Genomic DNA, 19527 nt, shown 5'->3' with positions numbered 1-19527 from the left:
TAATTCAAACTATTTCTAATTATTCCATAAAAAGGTGGTATCTTCAAGTTATCTTTTTAACAAAGCCTCCAAGGCTCAACACTAGAAAAAGAAACGCAATATGTAATATAATTGAAAAAGTATATTTAAAAAATCAATGTTAATATTACCCTCCTATAAGTATTAACATACGTAATTGAGGTGTTTTCTTTGTTGTTTTATGATCGAATTTCTATAATGGCCCCTCCTGTTCCGTAGCTTAGGAAAGTCTCTTTATTTCTGAGATTTTCAAAGTTATAGGAGGGTATGAAAAATGAAAAAAGTCTCAGTACCATCAATTTTGTTAATGATTATTCTTGTGGCATTTCCGCAAATTAGTGAAACGATTTACACACCGTCTTTACCTGACATTTCAAAGGCGTTACATGTAAGTAATAATGAGGTGCAGTTAACACTTAGTGTGTATTTTGCTGGATTTGCTTTAGGCGTATTTTTTATTGGATGGTTATCAGATATAATTGGCCGTCGCCCGGCAATGTTATTTGGAATTGTCGTATATGGCGTGGGGAGTTTCTTATGCTTTATTGCAAATTCCATTGAAGTTTTATTGGTAAGTCGTTTTATTCAAGCGTTTGGAGCAAGTGCTGGCTCTGTTGTGACACAAACGATTCTACGTGAAAGTGTAGAAGGGCATAAGAGGCATGTTATGTTTGCTCAAATCTCCGCAGTCATTGCCTTTACACCAGCGATAGGACCGTTAATTGGTGGCTTTCTAGATCAAATGTTTGGATTTAAAATCGTATTTTTAAGTTTAGTAGTTATGAGTGTCGGAATTTTTCTGTATACGTTTGTTTCTCTTCCGGAAACAAAAACGGACTCAGTAACGAATAAAATAAATGTGTTTTCAGTCTTGAAGAGGTTAATTACAAATCCAAAAGTAGTAACATATGGGTTATTAATTGGAGGAGCGAATGGTGTTTTATTTAGCTATTATGCAGAAGCGCCGTTTATCTTTATTGAATACTTTCAGTTATCGCCTAGTATGTATGGACTTCTAGGAATTGTTGTTGCTTCCGCTTCTATTATTGGAGCGAAAGTTTCGAAACGATTGCTTGCCACGTATAAACCAGAGAAGATTATATATATCGGTTGTCTCGTAATGACAGGAGGAGCTATCCTTTTATCTGTTATTACGTTTGTTGGATCAAATCCGAATGTAATATATATGATTGGATTTTTACTAGCGATGTTTATATTGCTATTAGGAATTGGAGTAGCGTTGCCTAACTGTTTAAGTTTAGCATTAGTAGATTTTCAAGATGTTATTGGTACAGCAGGAGCATTGTTTAGCTTAGGGTACTATGTAATTGTAACGATGACAATTTTGGGAATGAGCAAGCTGCATACGGGATCTTTACTCGTGATGCCACTTTATTTTCTGGTTATTGTAGTTATCATGATGGTGTTTACTAAAGTGTTTATTTTAGGTAAACAAACTTCAAAAATGATTTAAATGTGAAATGGTAAAAGGGTCTCATTAAAAATGAGACCCTTTTATATGTTATCTCGCTGTTTTGAGGTAGTAAGGTTCCTGCCTCAAAATTGGGCTGGACTAAAGAAATTAGTAGTTTATTAATATATTAAATTTCTGGTTGGTATATGAATCGGACGTGTGGGAAATTACGTTATCAACTATAAAGATTGAAGTGCATGGGATGTGAAACAGAGGGAAAAATACTCTCCTCGGTTATTTATATTGTAATAATATTCATACCGGAATCATATTGAATAGATGTATTTTATTGTTAATTTAGTTAAAAATTAATCAGACTTATGTATAATAATTTATCGAAAAAATAATTGAATTTTTCAGATTAATGAATTAATATAAGGTAAGTAATTTTAAGATTTATAGAATATTGGAAGATGAAAGGTTTTGAGGGTTTTATAAGAGGCAAAAAACGATTTTAGGATAGCTTTAAAGTTAGTCTAAAATGACGTTTGCTTCATCATTTTCAGAGCCGAAAGGAATTAGGGGAAAGCATCTTGTATTAAAATGCGGCTATGAATCATCTAAGAGGGGGAAATGAAGTGGCAAACAAGGAATTGAAAAGGGGCTTAGAAGCACGTCATATTCAAATGATCGCTTTAGGCGGAACGATTGGTGTTGGTTTGTTTATGGGGTCGGCCAGCACGATTAAATGGACAGGTCCGTCAGTAATGCTTGCTTATGCAATTGCAGGTATTTTTATCTTCTTCATTATGCGTGCGATGGGTGAAATGCTGTATATGGAGCCGAGTACAGGTTCATTTGCGACGTTCGGTCATAAGTATATTCATCCGTTAGCTGGTTATATGACAGCGTGGAGTAACTGGTTCCAGTGGGTTATCGTTGGGATGTCAGAAATTATTGCGGTTGGGGCATATATGCAATATTGGTTCCCAGACTTACCAGCTTGGATACCAGGTGTAATCGCAATGGTTATTCTTGGCGCAGCTAACTTAATTTCTGTTAAGTCATTTGGTGAATTTGAATTTTGGTTTGCGATGATTAAAATCGTTACGATTCTATTAATGATTATTGCGGGATTTGGACTTATTTTCTTTGGAATTGGTAACGGCGGAGAAGCGATTGGTATATCAAATCTTTGGTCAAATGGCGGTTTCTTTACAGGTGGTTTTTCAGGATTCTTCTTTGCATTATCACTTGTAGTTGGTGCATACCAAGGTGTGGAATTAATCGGTATTACTGCTGGTGAAGCGAAGGATCCGAAGAAGACACTTACTAGAGCGATTCAAAGTACAATTTGGCGTATTTTAATTTTCTATATTGGTGCTATTTTCGTTATTGTAACTGTATATCCATGGGATCAATTAAGTACAATTGGTAGCCCGTTCGTAGCAACTTTTGCGAAAGTTGGTATTACGGCTGCTGCTGGACTTATTAACTTCGTTGTTATTACAGCAGCGATGTCTGGTTGTAATAGTGGTATTTATAGTGCGGGACGTATGCTTTATACGTTAGGTGTAAATGGACAAGCACCGAAATATTTCACGAAACTTTCTGGAAATGGTGTACCTTTATTCGGTACAGTTGGTGTAATTATCGGTTTAGCAGTTGGTGTTGTATTAAGTTATATTGCGCCGAAAAATTTATTTGTATATGTATATAGTGCGAGTGTACTTCCTGGTATGGTACCATGGTTCGTCATTTTAATTAGTCAAATTAATTTTAGAAAAGCAAAAGGAGCAGAGATGAAAGATCATCCGTTCAAAATGCCATTTGCTCCTGTTACAAACTATTTGACGATTGCTTTTTTAATTATGGTATTAATCGGAATGTGGTTTAACGATGATACGCGTATTTCATTAGTTGTAGGTATTGTTTTCTTAGCTATCGTAACAATTAGTTTCTATGCTTTCGGAATAGGGAAACGACCTCCGTTAGATGTTCCAAATGATCAAGAGATTTCAAGTAAATAAACATAGTAAAAAAGTCCGATTTCTCATTTGGAAATCGGACTTTTTGTTATTAAAAATTTTCTAAAACGATTTTCCCAATCGTACTCCCGCTTTCAAGTAGTGCATGTGCTTTCTTTACGTTTTCAGCGTTAATTGGTGTTAGTGTTTCATTTAATGTAGTCTTTAAAATGCCTTCATCTAATAGTTCGCTTACTTTATTTAATAGTTCGTGCTGCGTAATCATATCGCCAGTTTCATACATTGCTTTTGTGAACATAAATTCCCAAACGAATGTAGCACTTTTGCTTTTTAAAATACCCATCTCAAGAGGGTGTTCATTTTCTACGATAGAGCAAATTTTTCCTTGTGGTTTAATAAGCTCACATATTGCTTGCCAATGTTGATCTGTATTGTTTAAGCAGAAAATATAATCTACATCTTTTAGTCCAAACTCTAATATTTGATCTTGTAAAGGTTGGTGATGGTTAATAATATAATCGGCACCAAATTTTTCAACCCAGTGTATCGTTTCATTGCGGGATGCAGTTGTAATTACATTTAGTCCAGCCCATTTTGCAAGTTGAATGGCAATCGAGCCAACACCACCAGCTCCTCCGATAATTAAAATATTTTTAAATGTATTTGTGTCCTTCTTATTATAATCAATACCTAAGCGTTCAAATAAACCCTCCCATGCTGTAATAGCTGTTAAAGGAAGTGCTGCAGATTCAGCATCACTTAACGTTTTTGGTTTCTTGCCAACGATTCTTTCGTCAACTAGGTGGTATTCACTATATGTACCTTGTCTCGTAATGCTTCCAGCGTAAAACACTTCGTCGCCTTCTTTAAATAGCGTACAACTTTCGCCCGTTTGCACGACAACACCAGTAGCGTCCCAGCCAAGTATTTTCGCTACATCTTCTTTTTTATCTTTCGGAGAGCGAACTTTTGTATCAACTGGATTAACGGAAATAGCGTTAATTTTAACGAGTATATCTCTTCCTGTAGCAGTAGGTCTTTCAACTTCAATATCAATTAAACTGTTTTCTTCTTCAATAGGTAAGTATTCATGTAAACCAATTGCTTTCATTTATATTCCCTCCATTAAAGTAAGAGTCATTTACTCTTTTATTATAGATGGTGAAATGCCATTATGTAAAAAAGTACACTCTTTTTATTTATGCTGGTATGAAAGTGTGGAAGGAGTTTGTTTCTAAAAAGCAGAATTTTTTACTGTGTTACTTTATCCCACTTTAATGGGCAGTAAGACTCCCACCTCAAAATTCAGCGAAAGCAAAGAATTTAGGTGGGGGATCAACTGCCCCTAAAAGTCCGATTGGTTCAACTAATAATCAGTGGGGGATGAAGAAAACCCCCACTGATTAAAGTTTCACTTTATCTCAAATTAAATGTAAAGGTGGATACATAATGACAGTAAAGAAGCTTTATTTCATCCCAGCAGGCCGTTGTATGTTAGATCATTCTTCTGTTAATAGTACGCTCACACCGGGAAAGTTATTGAACTTACCTGTATGGTGTTATCTTTTGGAGACAGAAGAGGGGCCTATTTTAGTAGATACAGGTATGCCAGAAAGTGCGGTTAATAATGAAGGGCTTTTTAACGGTACATTTGTTGAAGGGCAGATTTTACCGAAAATGACTGAAGAAGATAGAATCGTAGCTATTTTAAAACGTGCAGGGTATAAGTCAGATGATCTTCTATATATTATTAGTTCACATTTGCATTTTGATCATGCAGGAGGAAATGGTGCTTTTTCGAATACGCCAATCATTATACAGCGTGCTGAATATGAGGCAGCACAATATAGGGAGGAATATTTGAAAGAGTGTATACTGCCGAATTTAAACTACAAAATTATTGAAGGTGATTATGAAGTGGTACCTGGTATTCAGTTATTGTATACACCAGGACATTCTCCGGGGCATCAGTCATTATTAATTGAGACGGAAAAATCCGGTCCTGTATTATTAACGATTGATGCATCTTATACGAAAGAGAATTTTGAAGATGAAGTGCCGTTTGCTGGATTTGATCCAGAATTAGCTTTATCTTCAATTAAGCGTTTAAAAGAAGTTGTGATAAAAGAGAAGCCGATTGTTTTCTTTGGGCATGATATAGAGCAGGAAAAGGGATGTAAAGTGTTCCCGGAATATATATAGTTCAAAAAGTCATGAGCTCATTTGCTCATGACTTTTTAGTTTAAATAATTTTTTTAAATAAGTTATAAACTTTTTTTGAATTATCTTCATTTAATTGATAGTACGTAAGGTTTACATCATCAGGAGTATCTTGCTGAGCAATCATCACTTCGTTACTGTGATGGTCAACTACCCATATGAAATATTTTTTATAAGTTCCATCCTCAAAAGTAATCCACATATCACAATCTATTAAATCTGATCCTTCTTCATCTAATGTTAATTTTCCTTTTTTGGCGGTATCCATACTGTTAATGAATGTTTTTAATTCATCTGTTTTTGTGAGAAAGATATCCTTTTTTGTTTTAATTGACTCGACATGTATATCTTTTATTTCCTGTTTTCCTAAAAAGACAGGGGGCTCATTTGGATCTCTTTGAGTGGAAATGATAGTAGCTTTCTTCTTTGGCTTATTTGCTGTATAGAAATCTTGAATAGATTTCCCAGAGGTGAAAAACCACGCGATTCCAAAAATAATCAATGCACTACCTAGCAGTAAAATGATTTTCTTAATAGAATATTCTCCTCTCTATTACTTCGTATGAAGAGCGTTTCTATTAATATATGATAGGGAGGGGTAAAGTATTATAGTTGAACTTGGTTATTCTGCACAGTTTTAACAGGGCGATCTACGAGTAGATTGTAAGTGAGTCCGATTAGTACGAAAATGCCACCGACAACCTTTCCCATAGAGAGTTCCTGTGACAAGATGAAATCAATGATAGTCCCCGCAAATAATTGTCCAATAAAGATGAGTAACGTTAAATAAAATGCTGATATTTTAGGTGTAATATAGTTTGATAGCGAAATGACGATAACGCCTACTAATCCGCCTAAGTACACAGCGATAGGAATAGATTGTAGCGTCTGCATTGGAATATACAATGAATCTGAACTGAAAATTAAAAATAACATAGAGAAAAATAATCCAGTAATATAATTAAAAAACGTGCCTTCCCAATTTCCGATTTTCGCTGCTAAATTCGCGTTAATAATTCTAGCAACAACGATAGAAACACCAGCTAAAATAGCGATAGTAATATATAACATTTTCTTGCCCCCATTAATAAATTGTCATGATTATAATTCCGGAAGAGATGAAACATAATCCAATTAGTTTTTTCTTTTCAAACTTTGCAACTTTCATTCCTAATAAGCCGAAATGATCAATAACGATGGAAGCAATGGATTGACCGAATAAACTTAATGCGATCGTAATAGAAGCACCGAGGACGGAGAAACTTATATTATTAAAAAGAACAGTGAATACTCCAATCGCTCCAGCGCTATATAAAAAAAGTGGGATGCTTTTATCGAAATGAATTTTATTTTTGTTTATGATTAAAATGAAGATAACTGCAATTAAACCGACAAGGTGAATGACAACGCTCGCTGTGTACTTGCCAATTAACTCAGATAAAATCCCATTCAATGGAAGCATAACGGCGATGAGCACACCAATAAAGACAGAAAGAAAGTTATACAATGTAATATCCCCTTTAATTTTCATATTTGTAATGACTGTATCATGCTGAAATTGTGTATTACTATGACATATGTCATAGTGGAAGAAGAAAATTTTGATTACAATGGGGATGAGTTGTAAAGGCGGGGGAACTATGAAGAAAGTATGTAATTCTATTAAATTAGCAGAGTATATGAAACAAAATAATATTGACTCATTTTTTAGTAATGATATGAATCCGTATATGGAACTTATATTTTTTAAAAAGAATGAGTTTATTTGTAGAGAAAATGAAGAGATAGATTATTTATTTTTCTTCGTTGAAGGAAAAGCGAAAGCGTTTAATACATTAAGTAACGGGAAATCTGTATTACTATGTTTTTATGATAGTTTGCAGCTGTTAGGAGATGTGGAGTTAATTCATTCTCAAAAGACAGCTTCAAACGTACAAGTAATGGCAGATTCATATTGTGTTGGTTTGCCTTTAGGGAAAGTGAGAAATCAACTATTTCATGATGCAAAATTTTTACGATGTATTTGCGGATCGTTGGCACATAAATTAAACCGACTTTCAAAAAACAGTACAATTAATTTACTATATCCACTTGAAAATAGACTTGCGAGTTACATATTAGCAGCAGGGGAGCGAGCGGTGCAGCATGGAAATAGAATTGTATTTAGTGGGAATTTAACGGAAACAGCTGAATTGTTAGGAACGAGTTATCGTCACCTATTACGTACATTAAATATTTTTTGTGATAAAGAGATTATAAAGAAGAACAATGGTTGCTTTGAAGTAGTGAATGTAGATGTTTTGAGGAAATTGGCGGCAGATGTTTATAAATAGGAGGAGACTTTAAATGATTACACCTATATTTAGAATTTTTGATGTTGAAAAAGCAAAGCGATTTTACATAGATTTTTTAGGATTTAAAATGGATTGGGAACATCGGTATGAGGAACATATGCCATTATATATGCAAATTTCGTTACACGATGCTGTAATACATTTATCAGAACACCATGGAGATGCTTCGCCAGGCGGTGCGATTCGGGTCAAAATAGATAATGTAGAGGAGTATCATTCTATATTATTGAATAAAGAATTTGCTTATTCAAAACCTGACATAGAGGGAACACCGTGGGATACAATGGAATTAACTGTGATTGATCCGTTTTCAAATAGAATTATATTTTATGAGGAAAAATTGTAGAGCCGCAAGGAATTAATATATAAATTTTTTAGAGATAGTGCAGTGTAATTACGTATTAAATAAATGGAATGAAGAGTAGTTCATAAAGCAGTGAACTACTCTTTTTCATTTTGTTAAACAGATTGAAATATTGAAAAATAAATCGTATCATAAAACATATGAACGAATGAGCATATATTCATACGTTTTGAGAAGGAGGAAAAAGATGTTAGATGTAATTATTATTGGAGCTGGTCAAGCTGGATTAACAATGGGATATTACTTGAAGCAAGAAGGATATAATTTTTTATTACTTGAGGCAGGAAACCGAATTGGGGATTCATGGAGAAACAGATATGATTCTTTACAGCTCTTTACACCGAGGGAATATAGTAGTTTACCCGGGATGATATTAAAAGGGGAAAGGAATGAATTTCCACATAAAGATGAAATTGCAACGTATTTAGAAGAATATGCAAGACATTTTCAATTACCAATCCAATTGCAAACGGAAGTTTTAAAAATAAGGAAAGAGAAAGAAATATTTGAATTGCACACTCCTACAGAAATTTTACAATCGAAAAAAGTTATTATCGCATCGGGTGGGTTTCATCAACCATTTATCCCTTCAGTTTCAGAAAATCTTTCATCACATGTTTTTCAAATACATTCATCACAATATAAATCACCATCACAAATTCCACAGGGGAAAGTACTAGTAGTAGGTGGCGGGAATTCAGGAATGCAAATAGCGGTAGAACTTGCAAAAACTCATGAAGTTATGATGTCTATCAGTCATCCTTTAACGTTTTTACCGTTACATTTTTTTAGAAAAAGTATTTTTAATTGGTTAGAAAAATTGGGTTTATTGTATGCTGAAGTTAGTACCAAGAGGGGGAAATGGTTTCAGAAGAGAAAAGATCCTATTTTTGGATTTGAAGGTAAGGAACTCATTCGTAATGGAGCAATACAACTACAGGAAAAAGTAGTAAGTGCATCAGAAAATAACATTATGTTTCAGAACGGTGAAACATATAGTACAGAAAGCATTATATGGTCAACGGGTTTTATTCAGAATTATAACTGGATTGAAATTGAAAAGGCAGTGAATGAGAATGGATTTCCCAATCATGTAAAGGGGATAAGTCCAGTAGGAGGATTGTATTATATCGGTTTACCGTGGCAGTCTCAAAGAGGTTCTGCACTTATTTGTGGTGTAGGAAAGGATGCGGCGTATTTACTTTCTGAAATCAAAAAAATAGATCAGTAGCAGCGACTACTGATCATCCATATGTACATGAATTAGGAGAGGTCAAACATTTATTAACTTTATTATAATTGATTTTTATAAGAATAAAAACTGAAAATTCTAATTTTATGTTGAGAAAGTTTTTTGTATCGAAATATATAAAAGAATAGGGGTTTTAAGTAAAAAGAAATATGATATTTATCCCGCATTAACGGGCAGTAAGACCCCTACCTCAAAATCCAGCGAAAGCAAAGAAGTTAGGTGGGGGTCGGGCTGCCCGTAAAAGCCCGATTGGTGAGGGCTGATTAAAGTTTCACTTTATATTTTAATAAAGTGTGATATAGTTTATAAAGAATAGATTACCTTAAATGTTATTTTATTACATATAAAGTAAGGGGGAATGGTTGTGAAGTTTGATGATCAACGCCTACTAGGAGTACGATTAGGTTCTGTACTAGTAACAGAGGAAAATCAATATTTAGTAATTAAGAAAAAAGATCATTATGCACTATTAAATATACATAATTTAGAATGCACACATGTTGAAGTGCAGTTAGAACATATTGAAGAAATGTTGCAGGAAGATTTCCAAGAAAGTATAACGGAGATTATTGCGCCAGAACATATAAAAATTGTTGCGAAAAATGTTATATAAGTAAAGAAGCTGTAAGGAACAGCTTCTTTCTTTTCATTATAAAGATAAAGTTTTTAAAATGTCACCAATAATCCCTTCCATTTGATGAACACCTAAGTCAGCGTTAGTCATTATAACAGCACCGTTACCTCTGTATGGATAGCATACCATCATACATTGAAATCCCACGCCCCATCCAAGTGAATACATTTGTAAGTCTTCGTTAGAATCATCTAGAAAAACACCTAATCCAGTCCATTTTGAGCAACCTTGAGGAGAAATCATATCTTGTACTAATTTTTGAGAAAGTTTTAGTCTGCCCTTTCCTTGTAAGGAATGAATGATTTCAATTACTAAAGTTGATAAGTCTGTTGGTGTGGTCCAAATACCTGAAGCAGCTGCGAATGGATAAAATGGATACTTCTCATTTGTAACGGTGCCATCCTTATTATGTCCGCAAGCAAAAGCATCGGTTTTATGTATGTCTTTAGAAGAGAAGATTGTACTATTCTTCATTTGCAGTGGCTGAAAGATATATTCTTCAAGTAAAAGGTTGAATGATTTTCCAGTTATATCTTCAAGTAGTAGTTCAATAATGCAAAAGTTTGCATCAGAGTAGCGAAATTCACTTTCTGGTTTATAAGTCACTTCAATAGGTATGGAGCAATATGAAGTTTTACCGGCAAGGAGTTCAGACATGTTTGGTCGCCCTTGTGCAAATGTATAATGTTCAAAACTATTAGGAGGGTCAATAATTCCAGATTGGTGACTTAATAAATTTCGTAACGTAACTTTTTTCTGAGAGGTGAATAGATTGGTAGGTATGTTCCAAGATGTGAGTGTATTATTTACGTCTTCGTCTAAATGCACGATTTCTTGATCTGATAATGTTAGTACGAGCATTGTAGTGATGAATTTACTAATTGAACAAGAATTGAATATAGAATTTGTAGTGACAGTTCTAGTTGTTCCTGATTCAAGTGTTCCGAAAGCAGCGACTTCGTCTAGTGTGCCATCACGTATAACGGCAAGACTTAAACCTGCAACGGAATATTGGTTCATTTTTTCGTATATATTGTTACTTTTTAAGTTCATAGTGACTCCTTTCTTTAAAAAGACAGAATGTTAGTTCTATTATACAGTAGTAAATAGAGAGAATAAGAAAAAACTTCATCTTTTGTCGATGAAGTTTTTTAGTTAATTTGAAGTGAATGTTTTAAAAAATTTGTCTCGGTACATGTACATAAGCCATGAGGTTGTTAGTAAGGAAATGATAACTTGTTTGTTTTGAATTGGCGTATTGAAAACAAGCCAGCCAACGATATCAAATAATAAATGTAGTGCAATTGAAAGAACTACAAATTGTAGTAACGTAGTTAAAAATCTTTTCATAAAGTGTCCCCCTAAAATAAAAGGTTTTATCAATAGTGTTGTATATTACTATTATACATTAAATGTGTTTCGTGGTAAAATTTACATAAGTTAGTGAAATAAAACAAATGAAAGCTAATAAGGAGGGATAGTCATGGAATTTTGGATGATCATACCGATAGCGGTCTTTGGGTTTATTTATATTGCTGAAAAATTAAATAGAATCGAAAAGAAAACGGATGCACGTTTAAAGAGGATGGAAGATAGATTACAGCTAATTTCGAAAGAAATGGGAATTGTAGATAGAGAACCTGAAATTAATAAAGAGTTGCGCCAGCTTATGGAAGAAGGAAAAACAGTTACAGCAGTTAAGAGAGTAAGAGAAGCTTTTGGTTTTTCCTTATTAGAAGCGAAGCAATATGTTGATAAATTATAAAAAAGATCATCCATTTGGGTGATCTTTTTTCAATGCACCATGCGTGTATTTACATAAGCAGCGATTATAAAGTGGCCGATTATAATGACAGGAAATAAGATTTTGACATTAGGAGTAGTGAAGACACTACCAATTGTGGCAATAGCACCGGCAATTAAATTATAAAGACCAACTATTTTTGATAACTTACCTTTATCTGGCACACGCTGTTCATTAAATCCTGATAAGAGCCAAGTGTATTGTTTAACTCCGATGAAATAGGCTAGTGCAAATGAAATAATTGCTAGTATGAATAATGATGGGGAAGCGAAGAGAGTCATTGAAAACACCTCCGTTAAAGGGTTATAAATAAATTATAGTATGAATGTTATAATTTAACAAAATACATTTTAAGTGTAATAGAAAAACGGAGTATGTATCATGAAGGGAGAGTAAGTATGAATATTGTGGAATTCCAGAGATATGTATTAAATTTCAGTAAAGAAAAAGGATTTCAGGATACAACCATTGAAGAGCGTACGATGTATACGATGGCGGAATTAGGTGAGTTAGCGGAAGTTATACTAAAGCGTGATAAAATACAAGATTCGAAAAGAGAGATTGGTTTAGAAATGTTTGATGTCATTTGGAATGTATGTGATTTAGCAAACAAGTTAGAAATTGATTTAGAGAAGGCATTTGAAGAAAAAATGATGATTAATAAAAAACGTGAATGGTAAAAGGAAAGTTAAAAAGCGCACAAAATTTTGTGCGCTTTTTATTAATGATATGGAAATATGTAAGAAAAGATGGAACAAACTGTTAAGGTGAATTGTCTAATATAAGTAATAACTATTTCGTTTGAAAGAAAGGGTGGAGAAAATGAAAAAGAATACATTATTAAAAGTAGGGGTATGTGTTAGTTTGCTAGGAACAACTCAATTTGTTAGTGCTGTTTCTTCTGTGAAAGCGGAACAAAAGCTAGAGCAAAAAATAATAAAAAATGAGACAGGAACTATTTCAATTTCTCAGTTAAACAAGCATGTATGGGTTCATACGGAGTTAGGTTATTTTAACGGAGAAGCAGTTCCTTCGAACGGGCTAGTTCTTAGTACTTCTAAAGGGTTAGTACTTGTTGATTCTTCTTGGGATGATAAGTTAACGAAGGAATTAATAGAGATGGTAGAAAAGAAATTTAAGAAGCGCGTAACAGATGTCATTATTACACATGCACACGCTGATCGGATTGGTGGAATAAAAACGTTGAAAGAAAGAGGAATTAAAGCGCATAGTACATCGCTAACTGCAGAACTAGCAAAGAAAAATGGATATGAAGAACCACTTGGAGATTTACAAACCGTTACAAATTTGAAGTTTGGAAATATGAAAGTAGAAACGTTTTATCCAGGGAAAGGACATACAGAGGATAATATCATCGTATGGTTACCGCAATACAACATTTTAGCTGGTGGTTGTTTAGTGAAATCTGCGTCCGCGAAAGATTTAGGAAACGTTGCTGATGCTTATGTAAATGAATGGTCTACATCGATTGAGAATGTGCTGACGCGATATAGAAATATAAATGCAGTAGTGCCTGGTCATGGAGAAGTAGGGGACAGAGGATTACTTTTACATACATTAGATTTGTTAAAATAAAAAGTGAGGAAAAACAATTTCTCCTCACTTTCTTTTAAATATATTTAAATGCGAAGCTATGCATACGTTACTGAGATTTTAATTCTAAGTATACAAATACCAGTACCGTCATAATTGCGATAACAACGTAAGTAACATCAAGCATTATAAGTGTTTTTAAAGTTTCAGTCATCCTAATTCACCCCTGGTATGAAAATATAACATAATCTCTTATCAATCAGATAATAGATTATAAAGATAACAATGTACATGAAATTTATTAAGTAGATTCCATATAAATATATCATATAAATACTGTAAACAATGTTAAGATAATGTAAATGTATTGTAAAGAGAGGGGTGGTTTATCATGACTATAAATCTTTAATTTGTAAATGCTATGTATCTCTCGTGTGCCGGATAGAACGCAGTTGTAATATGTGAAAAATAGATTCATTTTGATAAATCAATCACGATGCTAGTTGTTACTACATTTTCCTCTATTACTTCTACCTGTACTTGTTCATCGTTTCTCCAATTGATATTGAAGTTGTCTGTCGTATACATTTCCTTAAGGGTGACCTCTTTATATTTTTCTAAAATGCTACCTCTTTTCCCATAATAGATTCTTACAGTTGAAGTGGGACTTGGTCCTTTTGATTTTATTGTTTCTCTAAGCTCGATAATATTTATGAGATTTGGAGATTCACTGTTTTGAAAGGTAAAGGAACTGACCACTTTTTGTACCTTCTTAAAAACAGGACCATTGGATTTATTTGATATGTTAAATTCCACAACTTCAGGTACAGATTCTTTTTCTCGTAGCGTTATCGTTGCTTCATAATCATTTTTCCAATATACGGAAACATCTGAGGAGTCGAGACATTCCCCGTCATTTGCAATACTTGTGTCAAAATGTTCCCATAAACCGTATTTGATTCTGACGGGAGCGGGACCAAGAGAAGAGTCTGAATCTAGTTTCACTACTTTAATCGTATTTTTATTATTTGGAGAATGACTTTTTTTAAGTGTAATGTCCTGTAAATACAAAATGTAAGACAAACAGCCTACTACTAAAATAATTGGAATTACGATACGTAAGGCAGTAATGGGACCTCTCTGTGTCGCTTTTTTCTTAGTGCTTTTACTATTTTGTTCAAGTTCTTTTTCAATACTCGTTTGAACCGTTAATTTTGGTGGGCGAATAAGCCACCAAATGAAAGCTATAAGTAGTAAGAAAAGAGGTATTCCTTGAATAAAGAGAAATCCTTTCCAAAAATCTAGTCTAGTACTATAGGGAGAATCTGTTGCCATCACACCTATAAAAAGTGCCACTGGACTTGCAAGTATATTTATCCCTAAACCGATCAATACGAATGAAAGATTTTTATTCCTAATTTTTCGTGATCCAGCCATAATAAACAGAAATACTGCAATACCGAGTATAAGAAACAGTATTCCGTAATAAAAAATCATATATACCATATTATCCCTCCATAATTTTAATTGTACCATCAGTAAGGAAAATTTTGTGAAATGTTAGGTGGATATGATATCTATATTCCTTAAAAGTGCGCCGATATATGATGCGAATAAATCATGTGCAAGTGTGAATATCAGAAGACAGTAACAATATTATGTCAACAATGTGAACTGTCACAAATTTTTATATATTTTTGTGATTGATATCACATCCCTTTTCCTCAATGGGTATTATGCTTGATTTGTAAGGAATGATTGGGAGAGGGTGGGATGATCATGTTTTGTTATCAATGTGAACAAACGCCAACAGGCGGATGTAAAGTAATGGGTGTTTGCGGTAAAAATGAAACAATTGCAAGTTTACAAGATACGATTGTGTTTGGATTAAAAGGAATTGCGGCTTATCGTACGCATGCTGCTCAGCTAGGGTATACGGATGCTTTTGTAGATGCTACGACGCAAGAAGCATTGTATATGACATTAACCAATTCTAACTTTAATGAACAAGAGCATATTGATATGGCTATGAAAGTTGGGAAATCTGCTTTACGAGTAATGGAGTTGTTAGATGAGGCGCATACGAATCACTTTGGTGTTCCAGAGCCTGTTCAAATTACACAAAACTATGTAGAAGGTAAAGCAATTGTAGTTACTGGTCATAATTTGTTTGCGTTAGAAGAATTATTAAAACAAACAGAAGGAAAAGAAATTAATATTTATACGCACTCTGAAATGTTACCAGCACACGGGTATCCGCAGCTGAAAAAATATAAGCATTTAAAAGGAAACATCGGTAAGGCATGGTATGATCAACGACGTCTTTTTGAAAAATTTACAGGTGCCATATTAGCGACAACGAACTGTGTTATGCCAATTAAAGGATCATACTCTGATCGATTCTTTTCATATGATATTGCAGGTTTAGAAGGTGTACAAAAAATTGAAAATGATGATTTCACGCCGTTGATTGAAAAAGCGCTAGAACTTCCAGAAGTACATATGGAATCGGATGAACAGTTAGTAACGGGGTTTCATCATAATACAGTATTATCATTAGCTCCAGAAATTATTGAGGCAGTAAAAGAAGGGAAGATTAAGCGTTTCTTTGTCATCGCAGGTTGTGATGCTCCAGGAAAAGGCGGAGAATATTATCGTGAATTAGCAACGTCACTTCCGCCAGAAACAGTTATTTTAACGACTTCTTGCGGGAAATTCCGCTTTAATGATGTGCAGTACGGTGTTGTACCTGGTACAGAGATTCCGCGTTACATTGATTTAGGGCAATGCAATAATTCAATTTCTACAGTGAAAATAGCAGCCGCTTTAGCAGATGCTTTTCAATGCGAAGTGAACGAATTGCCAGTTAGTATTGTCCTGTCATGGTTTGAACAAAAAGCGGTTGCCATTTTACTTGGGCTATTTAGTCTTGGTATTCAAGATATTCGCATCGGTCCAAAGGCGCCTGAATTTATTTCACCTGGCGTGCTTGATGTTTTACAAGAAACATTCGGTTTAAAACTGATTACAACTGCAGCGGAAGATATGGAAATGATGTTATCGTAACAAAAGGATGATCTGTCTTATTAAGAAAAAGAGCTTGCCTATAGTGCCCCAAAACAAAAATGTAGACTTTTTGTTTTGAGGCATTTTCTTCTTAGCGGGATAGGTAATAGTTGATTTTAGAAAAATATAAAAATCGAGTTGACATTTACGACTACTCAGTCATACAATATACTTGTAATAGGTAATACGGAGTAGTGTTGTTTCTCAAAATATTTTCAGTAAACAATGGGTAATAGCGAATTTTAGAAAAACTTTGAAAATTAGTTGACATTCATCGCTACTTAGTCATACAATGTAGTTGTAATAAGTAATACTGAATAGTGTGGTTTTAGTCAAAAGCTATTCAGTAAAAATTCGCCTTAGTACTCTGTGATACTGAATATAAGTCAGACAGAATAGGGGGTAAAGGAGGATCATAACATGGAAAATTTAACTGAAATGCTGAAAGGTTCACTGGAAGGGTGTGTACTGGAAATCATTAGCCGCCGTGAAACGTACGGCTATGAGATTACCCGCCACCTAAATGATCTTGGGTTTACCGAAGTTGTGGAAGGGACGGTTTATACTATCCTCGTACGATTAGAAAAGAAAAAGCTTGTAAATATTGAAAAGAAACCATCAGATATGGGACCGCCACGTAAGTTTTATTCATTAAATGAAGATGGCCGTCAAGAGCTTGAACTGTTTTGGAAAAAATGGGATTTTGTATCTTCAAAAATTAACGTCTTGAAGTCAAACTAGCCTCATAATATAAAATGTTCCGGCTCATATTTGGAGAGTTTCTTGTTCTGCTTTATAAAAAGGAGGAAAATAAGATGTTGGAAATATTTAAAAAATTAATTGGTGATAAAAAAGAGTACAAAATGATGATGGCACGTGTTGCGGCACTACCCGAGGACTATCAGTTTGTGTTTAAGAAAATTCAAAATTACATGTGGAATTTTTCGGCTGGAAACGGGATGGATATGCTGCACATACAGTATGAATTAATCGATTTATTTGAAGCTGGTGCAGCAGAAGGCAGACAAGTGCTTGATATTACTGGGGAGGACGTAGCATCTTTTGCTGATGAACTAGTCGCAAACGCGAAAACGTATGTTTCTAAGTATCGTGAGGATTTGAATGAAAGTATTATGAAGAAATTGAGAAAAAAATAAATGCAATTAGTAATACCGACTGATTAGCTGGTTACAAATGTGAATTGCCGCCATCGCTATTCAGTTATATTTTTAATCTGCTACTAAGTATTACAGATTATCAGTGGTACTAAATAGAGGGTGTAGATAACCTATTTTAATAAGGGGGAAAAGTATGAGTAATGCAGCGATTTCTATAAAAGGGTTAAAAAAATCTTTTAAAGATAAAGAAGTCTTAAAGGGAGTAGATTTTGAAGTGCAGTGTGGTGAAATTTTCGCGCTGCTAGGCTCAAATGGAGCGGGAAAGACGACAACGGTCAATATCCTTTCAACACTAATGAAACAAGATAATGGTGAAGTAAGTATTTGCGGGTTTGACATTCAGCGTCAACCAGATCATGTTCGTCAAAGCATCAGTTTGACAGGGCAGTTCGCTGCTTTAGACGGCATGCTTACTGGGCGGGAAAACTTGATCATGATCGCCAAGTTACGTGGTGTTTCCAGTCCCGCACAAGTTGCTGATAATCTACTTGCAAGATTTAGCCTGACTGATGCAGCTAACCAAAGGGCAGATCAGTATTCAGGCGGGATGAAGCGCCGACTTGATATTGCGATGAGTTTGATTGGGGCGCCAGCAGTTATTTTTCTAGACGAACCAACGACTGGACTTGATCCGGAAGCGCGGATTGAAGTGTGGGATACAGTTAAGGAACTTGCTGGTGGAGGCACAACTATCTTGCTAACAACCCAGTATTTAGAGGAAGCAGAACAACTGGCAGACCGTATCGCTATTTTGCATGGTGGAAAAATTATTACGACAGGTACTCTTACTGAACTGAAAGAGATGTTCCCGCCAGCAAAAGTGGAGTATATCGAGAAGCAGCCGACATTGGAAGAAATTTTCCTTGCGATTATCGGTAAAAAGGGGGAGATGTAAATGAAAAGCAAAACAGGGGTATTACTAGGGCGCTTAATGCGCAATATTATGCGTAGTCCAGATACAATTATTACAGTAGCGATTACACCGATTATGATGATGCTATTGTTTGTCTACGTATTTGGAGGCGCAATAAAGACCGGAACGGATAACTACGTGAATTATTTATTGCCAGGAATTTTGCTAATGGCTATCGCATCCGGTGTAGCTTACACTTCTGTACGATTATTTTCGGATGTAAAAAGTGGGTTGATGGCACGTTTCATTACGATGCCAATTAAGCGCTCATCGATATTGTGGGCTCACGTTTTAACCTCTCTTGTTGCAAATGCTCTTACTATCGTAGTGGTTATTCTTGTTGCACTCTTAATGGGCTTCCGCTCCAGTGCTAATATGTTAGAATGGCTTGCAGTAGCTGGGATTCTAGGTACATTTACGCTAGCACTCACATGGCTAGCTATCATTCCAGGTCTGAAAGCGAAGTCTATGGAAGGAGCAACAGCATACTCATACCCACTCGTTTTTCTTCCATTTATTAGTTCAGCCTTCGTACCTACTGAAACGATGCCCAAAATTGTTCGTGCGTTTGCTGAAAATCAGCCTGTAACTTCAATCGTGAATGCAATTCGTGCCCTCTTATATGAAGGGACTGTTGGTAACGATATTTGGATTGCACTTGCTTGGTGCGTAGGGATCATGATCATTTCGTACTTTTTTGCTAGTAAAGCATTTAAACGTCAGTTAGGGTAAGTGAATTAAGTTATCTGAAATAATATATATGTTTGA

23 protein-coding genes are annotated in these 19527 nt (G+C 34.7%); 15 read left to right on the top strand and 8 right to left on the bottom strand.

The genetic code is table 11. The features are described 5' to 3' along the window. Nucleotides 1-292: 292 nt before the first annotated feature. Both AC3WTI_RS08045 and AC3WTI_RS08040 read left to right on the top strand, forming a co-directional pair. Nucleotides 293-1492, top strand: a complete 1200-nt coding sequence (locus AC3WTI_RS08045; protein WP_097841803.1) for a multidrug effflux MFS transporter — start codon at nt 293-295, stop codon at nt 1490-1492. A 578-nt stretch (nt 1493-2070) separates the two neighbouring features. Further along, entirely contained in the window at nt 2071-3462 is a 1392-nt protein-coding gene (locus AC3WTI_RS08040; RefSeq protein WP_142286772.1) for an amino acid permease, read from the top strand. A gap of 49 nt (nt 3463-3511) precedes the next feature. Here the strand turns inward: AC3WTI_RS08040 and AC3WTI_RS08035 are convergent, their stop codons facing one another. Continuing rightward, nucleotides 3512-4531 (bottom strand): zinc-binding alcohol dehydrogenase family protein, encoded by a 1020-nt coding sequence (locus AC3WTI_RS08035; RefSeq protein WP_087958867.1) that lies wholly within the window; start codon nt 4529-4531, stop codon nt 3512-3514. Nucleotides 4532-4869: 338 nt separating this feature from the next. Between AC3WTI_RS08035 and aiiA the strand changes: the two genes are divergently transcribed. After that, nucleotides 4870-5622 (top strand): quorum-quenching N-acyl homoserine lactonase AiiA, encoded by a 753-nt coding sequence (gene aiiA / locus AC3WTI_RS08030; protein ID WP_097841802.1) that lies wholly within the window; start codon nt 4870-4872, stop codon nt 5620-5622. Nucleotides 5623-5662: 40 nt separating this feature from the next. On the opposite strand, the gene AC3WTI_RS08025 is transcribed toward aiiA, so the two are convergent. The 3 genes from AC3WTI_RS08025 to AC3WTI_RS08015 all read right to left on the bottom strand — a co-directional run bounded on the left by AC3WTI_RS08025 (nt 5663) and on the right by AC3WTI_RS08015 (nt 7171). Then, nucleotides 5663-6157 carry a hypothetical protein gene (locus AC3WTI_RS08025; RefSeq protein WP_142286773.1) on the bottom strand — a complete coding sequence of 165 codons (495 nt, stop codon included), beginning with the start codon at nt 6155-6157 and terminating at the stop codon, nt 5663-5665. A gap of 89 nt (nt 6158-6246) precedes the next feature. After that, nucleotides 6247-6711 carry a DMT family transporter gene (locus AC3WTI_RS08020; protein WP_000965804.1) on the bottom strand — a complete coding sequence of 155 codons (465 nt, stop codon included), beginning with the start codon at nt 6709-6711 and terminating at the stop codon, nt 6247-6249. A 13-nt stretch (nt 6712-6724) separates the two neighbouring features. Further along, nucleotides 6725-7171 carry a DMT family transporter gene (locus AC3WTI_RS08015; protein WP_142286774.1) on the bottom strand — a complete coding sequence of 149 codons (447 nt, stop codon included), beginning with the start codon at nt 7169-7171 and terminating at the stop codon, nt 6725-6727. A 109-nt stretch (nt 7172-7280) separates the two neighbouring features. On the opposite strand from AC3WTI_RS08015, the gene yeiL reads away from it, so the two are divergent. The 4 genes from yeiL (at nt 7281) to AC3WTI_RS07995 (ending at nt 10223) form a co-directional block, all read left to right on the top strand. Then, nucleotides 7281-7973, top strand: coding sequence for a transcriptional regulator YeiL (gene yeiL, locus AC3WTI_RS08010; RefSeq protein WP_087958871.1), 693 nt, complete (start codon nt 7281-7283; stop codon nt 7971-7973). Nucleotides 7974-7986: 13 nt separating this feature from the next. Continuing rightward, the gene (locus AC3WTI_RS08005; RefSeq protein ID WP_097841801.1) at nt 7987-8340 is read left to right on the top strand and encodes a glyoxalase superfamily protein; all 354 of its coding nucleotides are present in this window, start codon (nt 7987-7989) and stop codon (nt 8338-8340) included. A 205-nt stretch (nt 8341-8545) separates the two neighbouring features. Continuing rightward, nucleotides 8546-9589 carry a flavin-containing monooxygenase gene (locus AC3WTI_RS08000; protein ID WP_087958873.1) on the top strand — a complete coding sequence of 348 codons (1044 nt, stop codon included), beginning with the start codon at nt 8546-8548 and terminating at the stop codon, nt 9587-9589. Nucleotides 9590-9974: 385 nt separating this feature from the next. After that, entirely contained in the window at nt 9975-10223 is a 249-nt protein-coding gene (locus tag AC3WTI_RS07995; protein ID WP_000666946.1) for a hypothetical protein, read from the top strand. A 36-nt stretch (nt 10224-10259) separates the two neighbouring features. Here the strand turns inward: AC3WTI_RS07995 and AC3WTI_RS07990 are convergent, their stop codons facing one another. Next, a complete protein-coding gene (locus AC3WTI_RS07990) occupies nt 10260-11297 on the bottom strand; it encodes a serine hydrolase domain-containing protein (RefSeq protein ID WP_087958874.1) in 1038 nt (345 codons plus the stop codon). A 102-nt stretch (nt 11298-11399) separates the two neighbouring features. Continuing rightward, nucleotides 11400-11594, bottom strand: coding sequence for a hypothetical protein (locus AC3WTI_RS07985; RefSeq protein WP_097841800.1), 195 nt, complete (start codon nt 11592-11594; stop codon nt 11400-11402). Between the two features lie 133 nt (nt 11595-11727). Between AC3WTI_RS07985 and AC3WTI_RS07980 the strand changes: the two genes are divergently transcribed. Then, on the top strand, nt 11728-12009 hold the full coding sequence (locus AC3WTI_RS07980) for a hypothetical protein (RefSeq protein ID WP_000397706.1): 282 nt from the start codon (nt 11728-11730) through the stop codon (nt 12007-12009). Between the two features lie 29 nt (nt 12010-12038). On the opposite strand, the gene AC3WTI_RS07975 is transcribed toward AC3WTI_RS07980, so the two are convergent. Next, on the bottom strand, nt 12039-12329 hold the full coding sequence (locus AC3WTI_RS07975) for a DUF3784 domain-containing protein (protein WP_087958876.1): 291 nt from the start codon (nt 12327-12329) through the stop codon (nt 12039-12041). A 117-nt stretch (nt 12330-12446) separates the two neighbouring features. Between AC3WTI_RS07975 and AC3WTI_RS07970 the strand changes: the two genes are divergently transcribed. Beyond that, nucleotides 12447-12728, top strand: a complete 282-nt coding sequence (locus AC3WTI_RS07970; protein WP_060631692.1) for a MazG nucleotide pyrophosphohydrolase domain-containing protein — start codon at nt 12447-12449, stop codon at nt 12726-12728. 142 nt (nt 12729-12870) lie between these two features. After that, nucleotides 12871-13644, top strand: a complete 774-nt coding sequence (gene bla2, locus AC3WTI_RS07965) for a BcII family subclass B1 metallo-beta-lactamase (protein ID WP_087958877.1) — start codon at nt 12871-12873, stop codon at nt 13642-13644. 432 nt (nt 13645-14076) lie between these two features. Here bla2 and AC3WTI_RS07960 read toward each other — a convergent pair whose 3' ends face one another. Continuing rightward, on the bottom strand, nt 14077-15108 hold the full coding sequence (locus AC3WTI_RS07960) for a hypothetical protein (protein ID WP_087958878.1): 1032 nt from the start codon (nt 15106-15108) through the stop codon (nt 14077-14079). Nucleotides 15109-15381: 273 nt separating this feature from the next. Here AC3WTI_RS07960 and hcp point away from each other — a divergent pair, with 273 nt between their 5' ends. From hcp to AC3WTI_RS07935, 5 genes are all read left to right on the top strand, one after another. Beyond that, complete coding sequence (gene hcp / locus AC3WTI_RS07955) at nt 15382-16668, top strand: hydroxylamine reductase (protein ID WP_087958879.1); 1287 nt, start codon at nt 15382-15384, stop codon at nt 16666-16668. Nucleotides 16669-17088: 420 nt separating this feature from the next. After that, complete coding sequence (locus AC3WTI_RS07950; protein ID WP_000429486.1) at nt 17089-17409, top strand: PadR family transcriptional regulator; 321 nt, start codon at nt 17089-17091, stop codon at nt 17407-17409. 74 nt (nt 17410-17483) lie between these two features. Then, nucleotides 17484-17825 (top strand): DUF1048 domain-containing protein, encoded by a 342-nt coding sequence (locus AC3WTI_RS07945; RefSeq protein ID WP_087958880.1) that lies wholly within the window; start codon nt 17484-17486, stop codon nt 17823-17825. 154 nt (nt 17826-17979) lie between these two features. After that, nucleotides 17980-18741 carry an ABC transporter ATP-binding protein gene (locus AC3WTI_RS07940; protein ID WP_087958881.1) on the top strand — a complete coding sequence of 254 codons (762 nt, stop codon included), beginning with the start codon at nt 17980-17982 and terminating at the stop codon, nt 18739-18741. Further along, nucleotides 18742-19491 (top strand): ABC transporter permease, encoded by a 750-nt coding sequence (locus AC3WTI_RS07935; protein WP_087958882.1) that lies wholly within the window; start codon nt 18742-18744, stop codon nt 19489-19491. The last annotated feature ends 36 nt before the right edge of the window (nt 19492-19527 follow it).

The organism is Bacillus sp. EB106-02-03-XG38, assembly GCF_058792175.1.
Note: the sequence above shows the minus strand (reverse complement) of the source record. Positions and strands in the feature narration are given on the sequence as shown.

Bases quoted from the DNA above. Each gene is read 5' to 3' on its own strand.
- AC3WTI_RS08000 (WP_087958873.1), top strand. From the start codon at position 8,546: ATGTTAGATGTAATTATTATTGGAGCTGGTCAAGCTGGATTAACAATG.
- hcp (WP_087958879.1), top strand. From the start codon at position 15,382: ATGTTTTGTTATCAATGTGAACAAACGCCAACAGGCGGATGTAAAGTA.
- AC3WTI_RS08020 (WP_000965804.1), bottom strand. From the start codon at position 6,711: ATGTTATATATTACTATCGCTATTTTAGCTGGTGTTTCTATCGTTGTT.
- AC3WTI_RS07940 (WP_087958881.1), top strand. From the start codon at position 17,980: ATGAGTAATGCAGCGATTTCTATAAAAGGGTTAAAAAAATCTTTTAAA.
- AC3WTI_RS07985 (WP_097841800.1), bottom strand. From the start codon at position 11,594: ATGAAAAGATTTTTAACTACGTTACTACAATTTGTAGTTCTTTCAATT.
- AC3WTI_RS07975 (WP_087958876.1), bottom strand. From the start codon at position 12,329: ATGACTCTCTTCGCTTCCCCATCATTATTCATACTAGCAATTATTTCA.
- AC3WTI_RS08005 (WP_097841801.1), top strand. From the start codon at position 7,987: ATGATTACACCTATATTTAGAATTTTTGATGTTGAAAAAGCAAAGCGA.
- AC3WTI_RS08035 (WP_087958867.1), bottom strand. From the start codon at position 4,531: ATGAAAGCAATTGGTTTACATGAATACTTACCTATTGAAGAAGAAAAC.
- aiiA (WP_097841802.1), top strand. From the start codon at position 4,870: ATGACAGTAAAGAAGCTTTATTTCATCCCAGCAGGCCGTTGTATGTTA.
- AC3WTI_RS07970 (WP_060631692.1), top strand. From the start codon at position 12,447: ATGAATATTGTGGAATTCCAGAGATATGTATTAAATTTCAGTAAAGAA.
- AC3WTI_RS07980 (WP_000397706.1), top strand. From the start codon at position 11,728: ATGGAATTTTGGATGATCATACCGATAGCGGTCTTTGGGTTTATTTAT.
- AC3WTI_RS07945 (WP_087958880.1), top strand. From the start codon at position 17,484: ATGTTGGAAATATTTAAAAAATTAATTGGTGATAAAAAAGAGTACAAA.
- AC3WTI_RS07950 (WP_000429486.1), top strand. From the start codon at position 17,089: ATGGAAAATTTAACTGAAATGCTGAAAGGTTCACTGGAAGGGTGTGTA.
- AC3WTI_RS07935 (WP_087958882.1), top strand. From the start codon at position 18,742: ATGAAAAGCAAAACAGGGGTATTACTAGGGCGCTTAATGCGCAATATT.
- yeiL (WP_087958871.1), top strand. From the start codon at position 7,281: ATGAAGAAAGTATGTAATTCTATTAAATTAGCAGAGTATATGAAACAA.
- AC3WTI_RS07960 (WP_087958878.1), bottom strand. From the start codon at position 15,108: ATGGTATATATGATTTTTTATTACGGAATACTGTTTCTTATACTCGGT.
- AC3WTI_RS07990 (WP_087958874.1), bottom strand. From the start codon at position 11,297: ATGAACTTAAAAAGTAACAATATATACGAAAAAATGAACCAATATTCC.
- AC3WTI_RS08015 (WP_142286774.1), bottom strand. From the start codon at position 7,171: ATGAAAATTAAAGGGGATATTACATTGTATAACTTTCTTTCTGTCTTT.
- bla2 (WP_087958877.1), top strand. From the start codon at position 12,871: ATGAAAAAGAATACATTATTAAAAGTAGGGGTATGTGTTAGTTTGCTA.
- AC3WTI_RS08045 (WP_097841803.1), top strand. From the start codon at position 293: ATGAAAAAAGTCTCAGTACCATCAATTTTGTTAATGATTATTCTTGTG.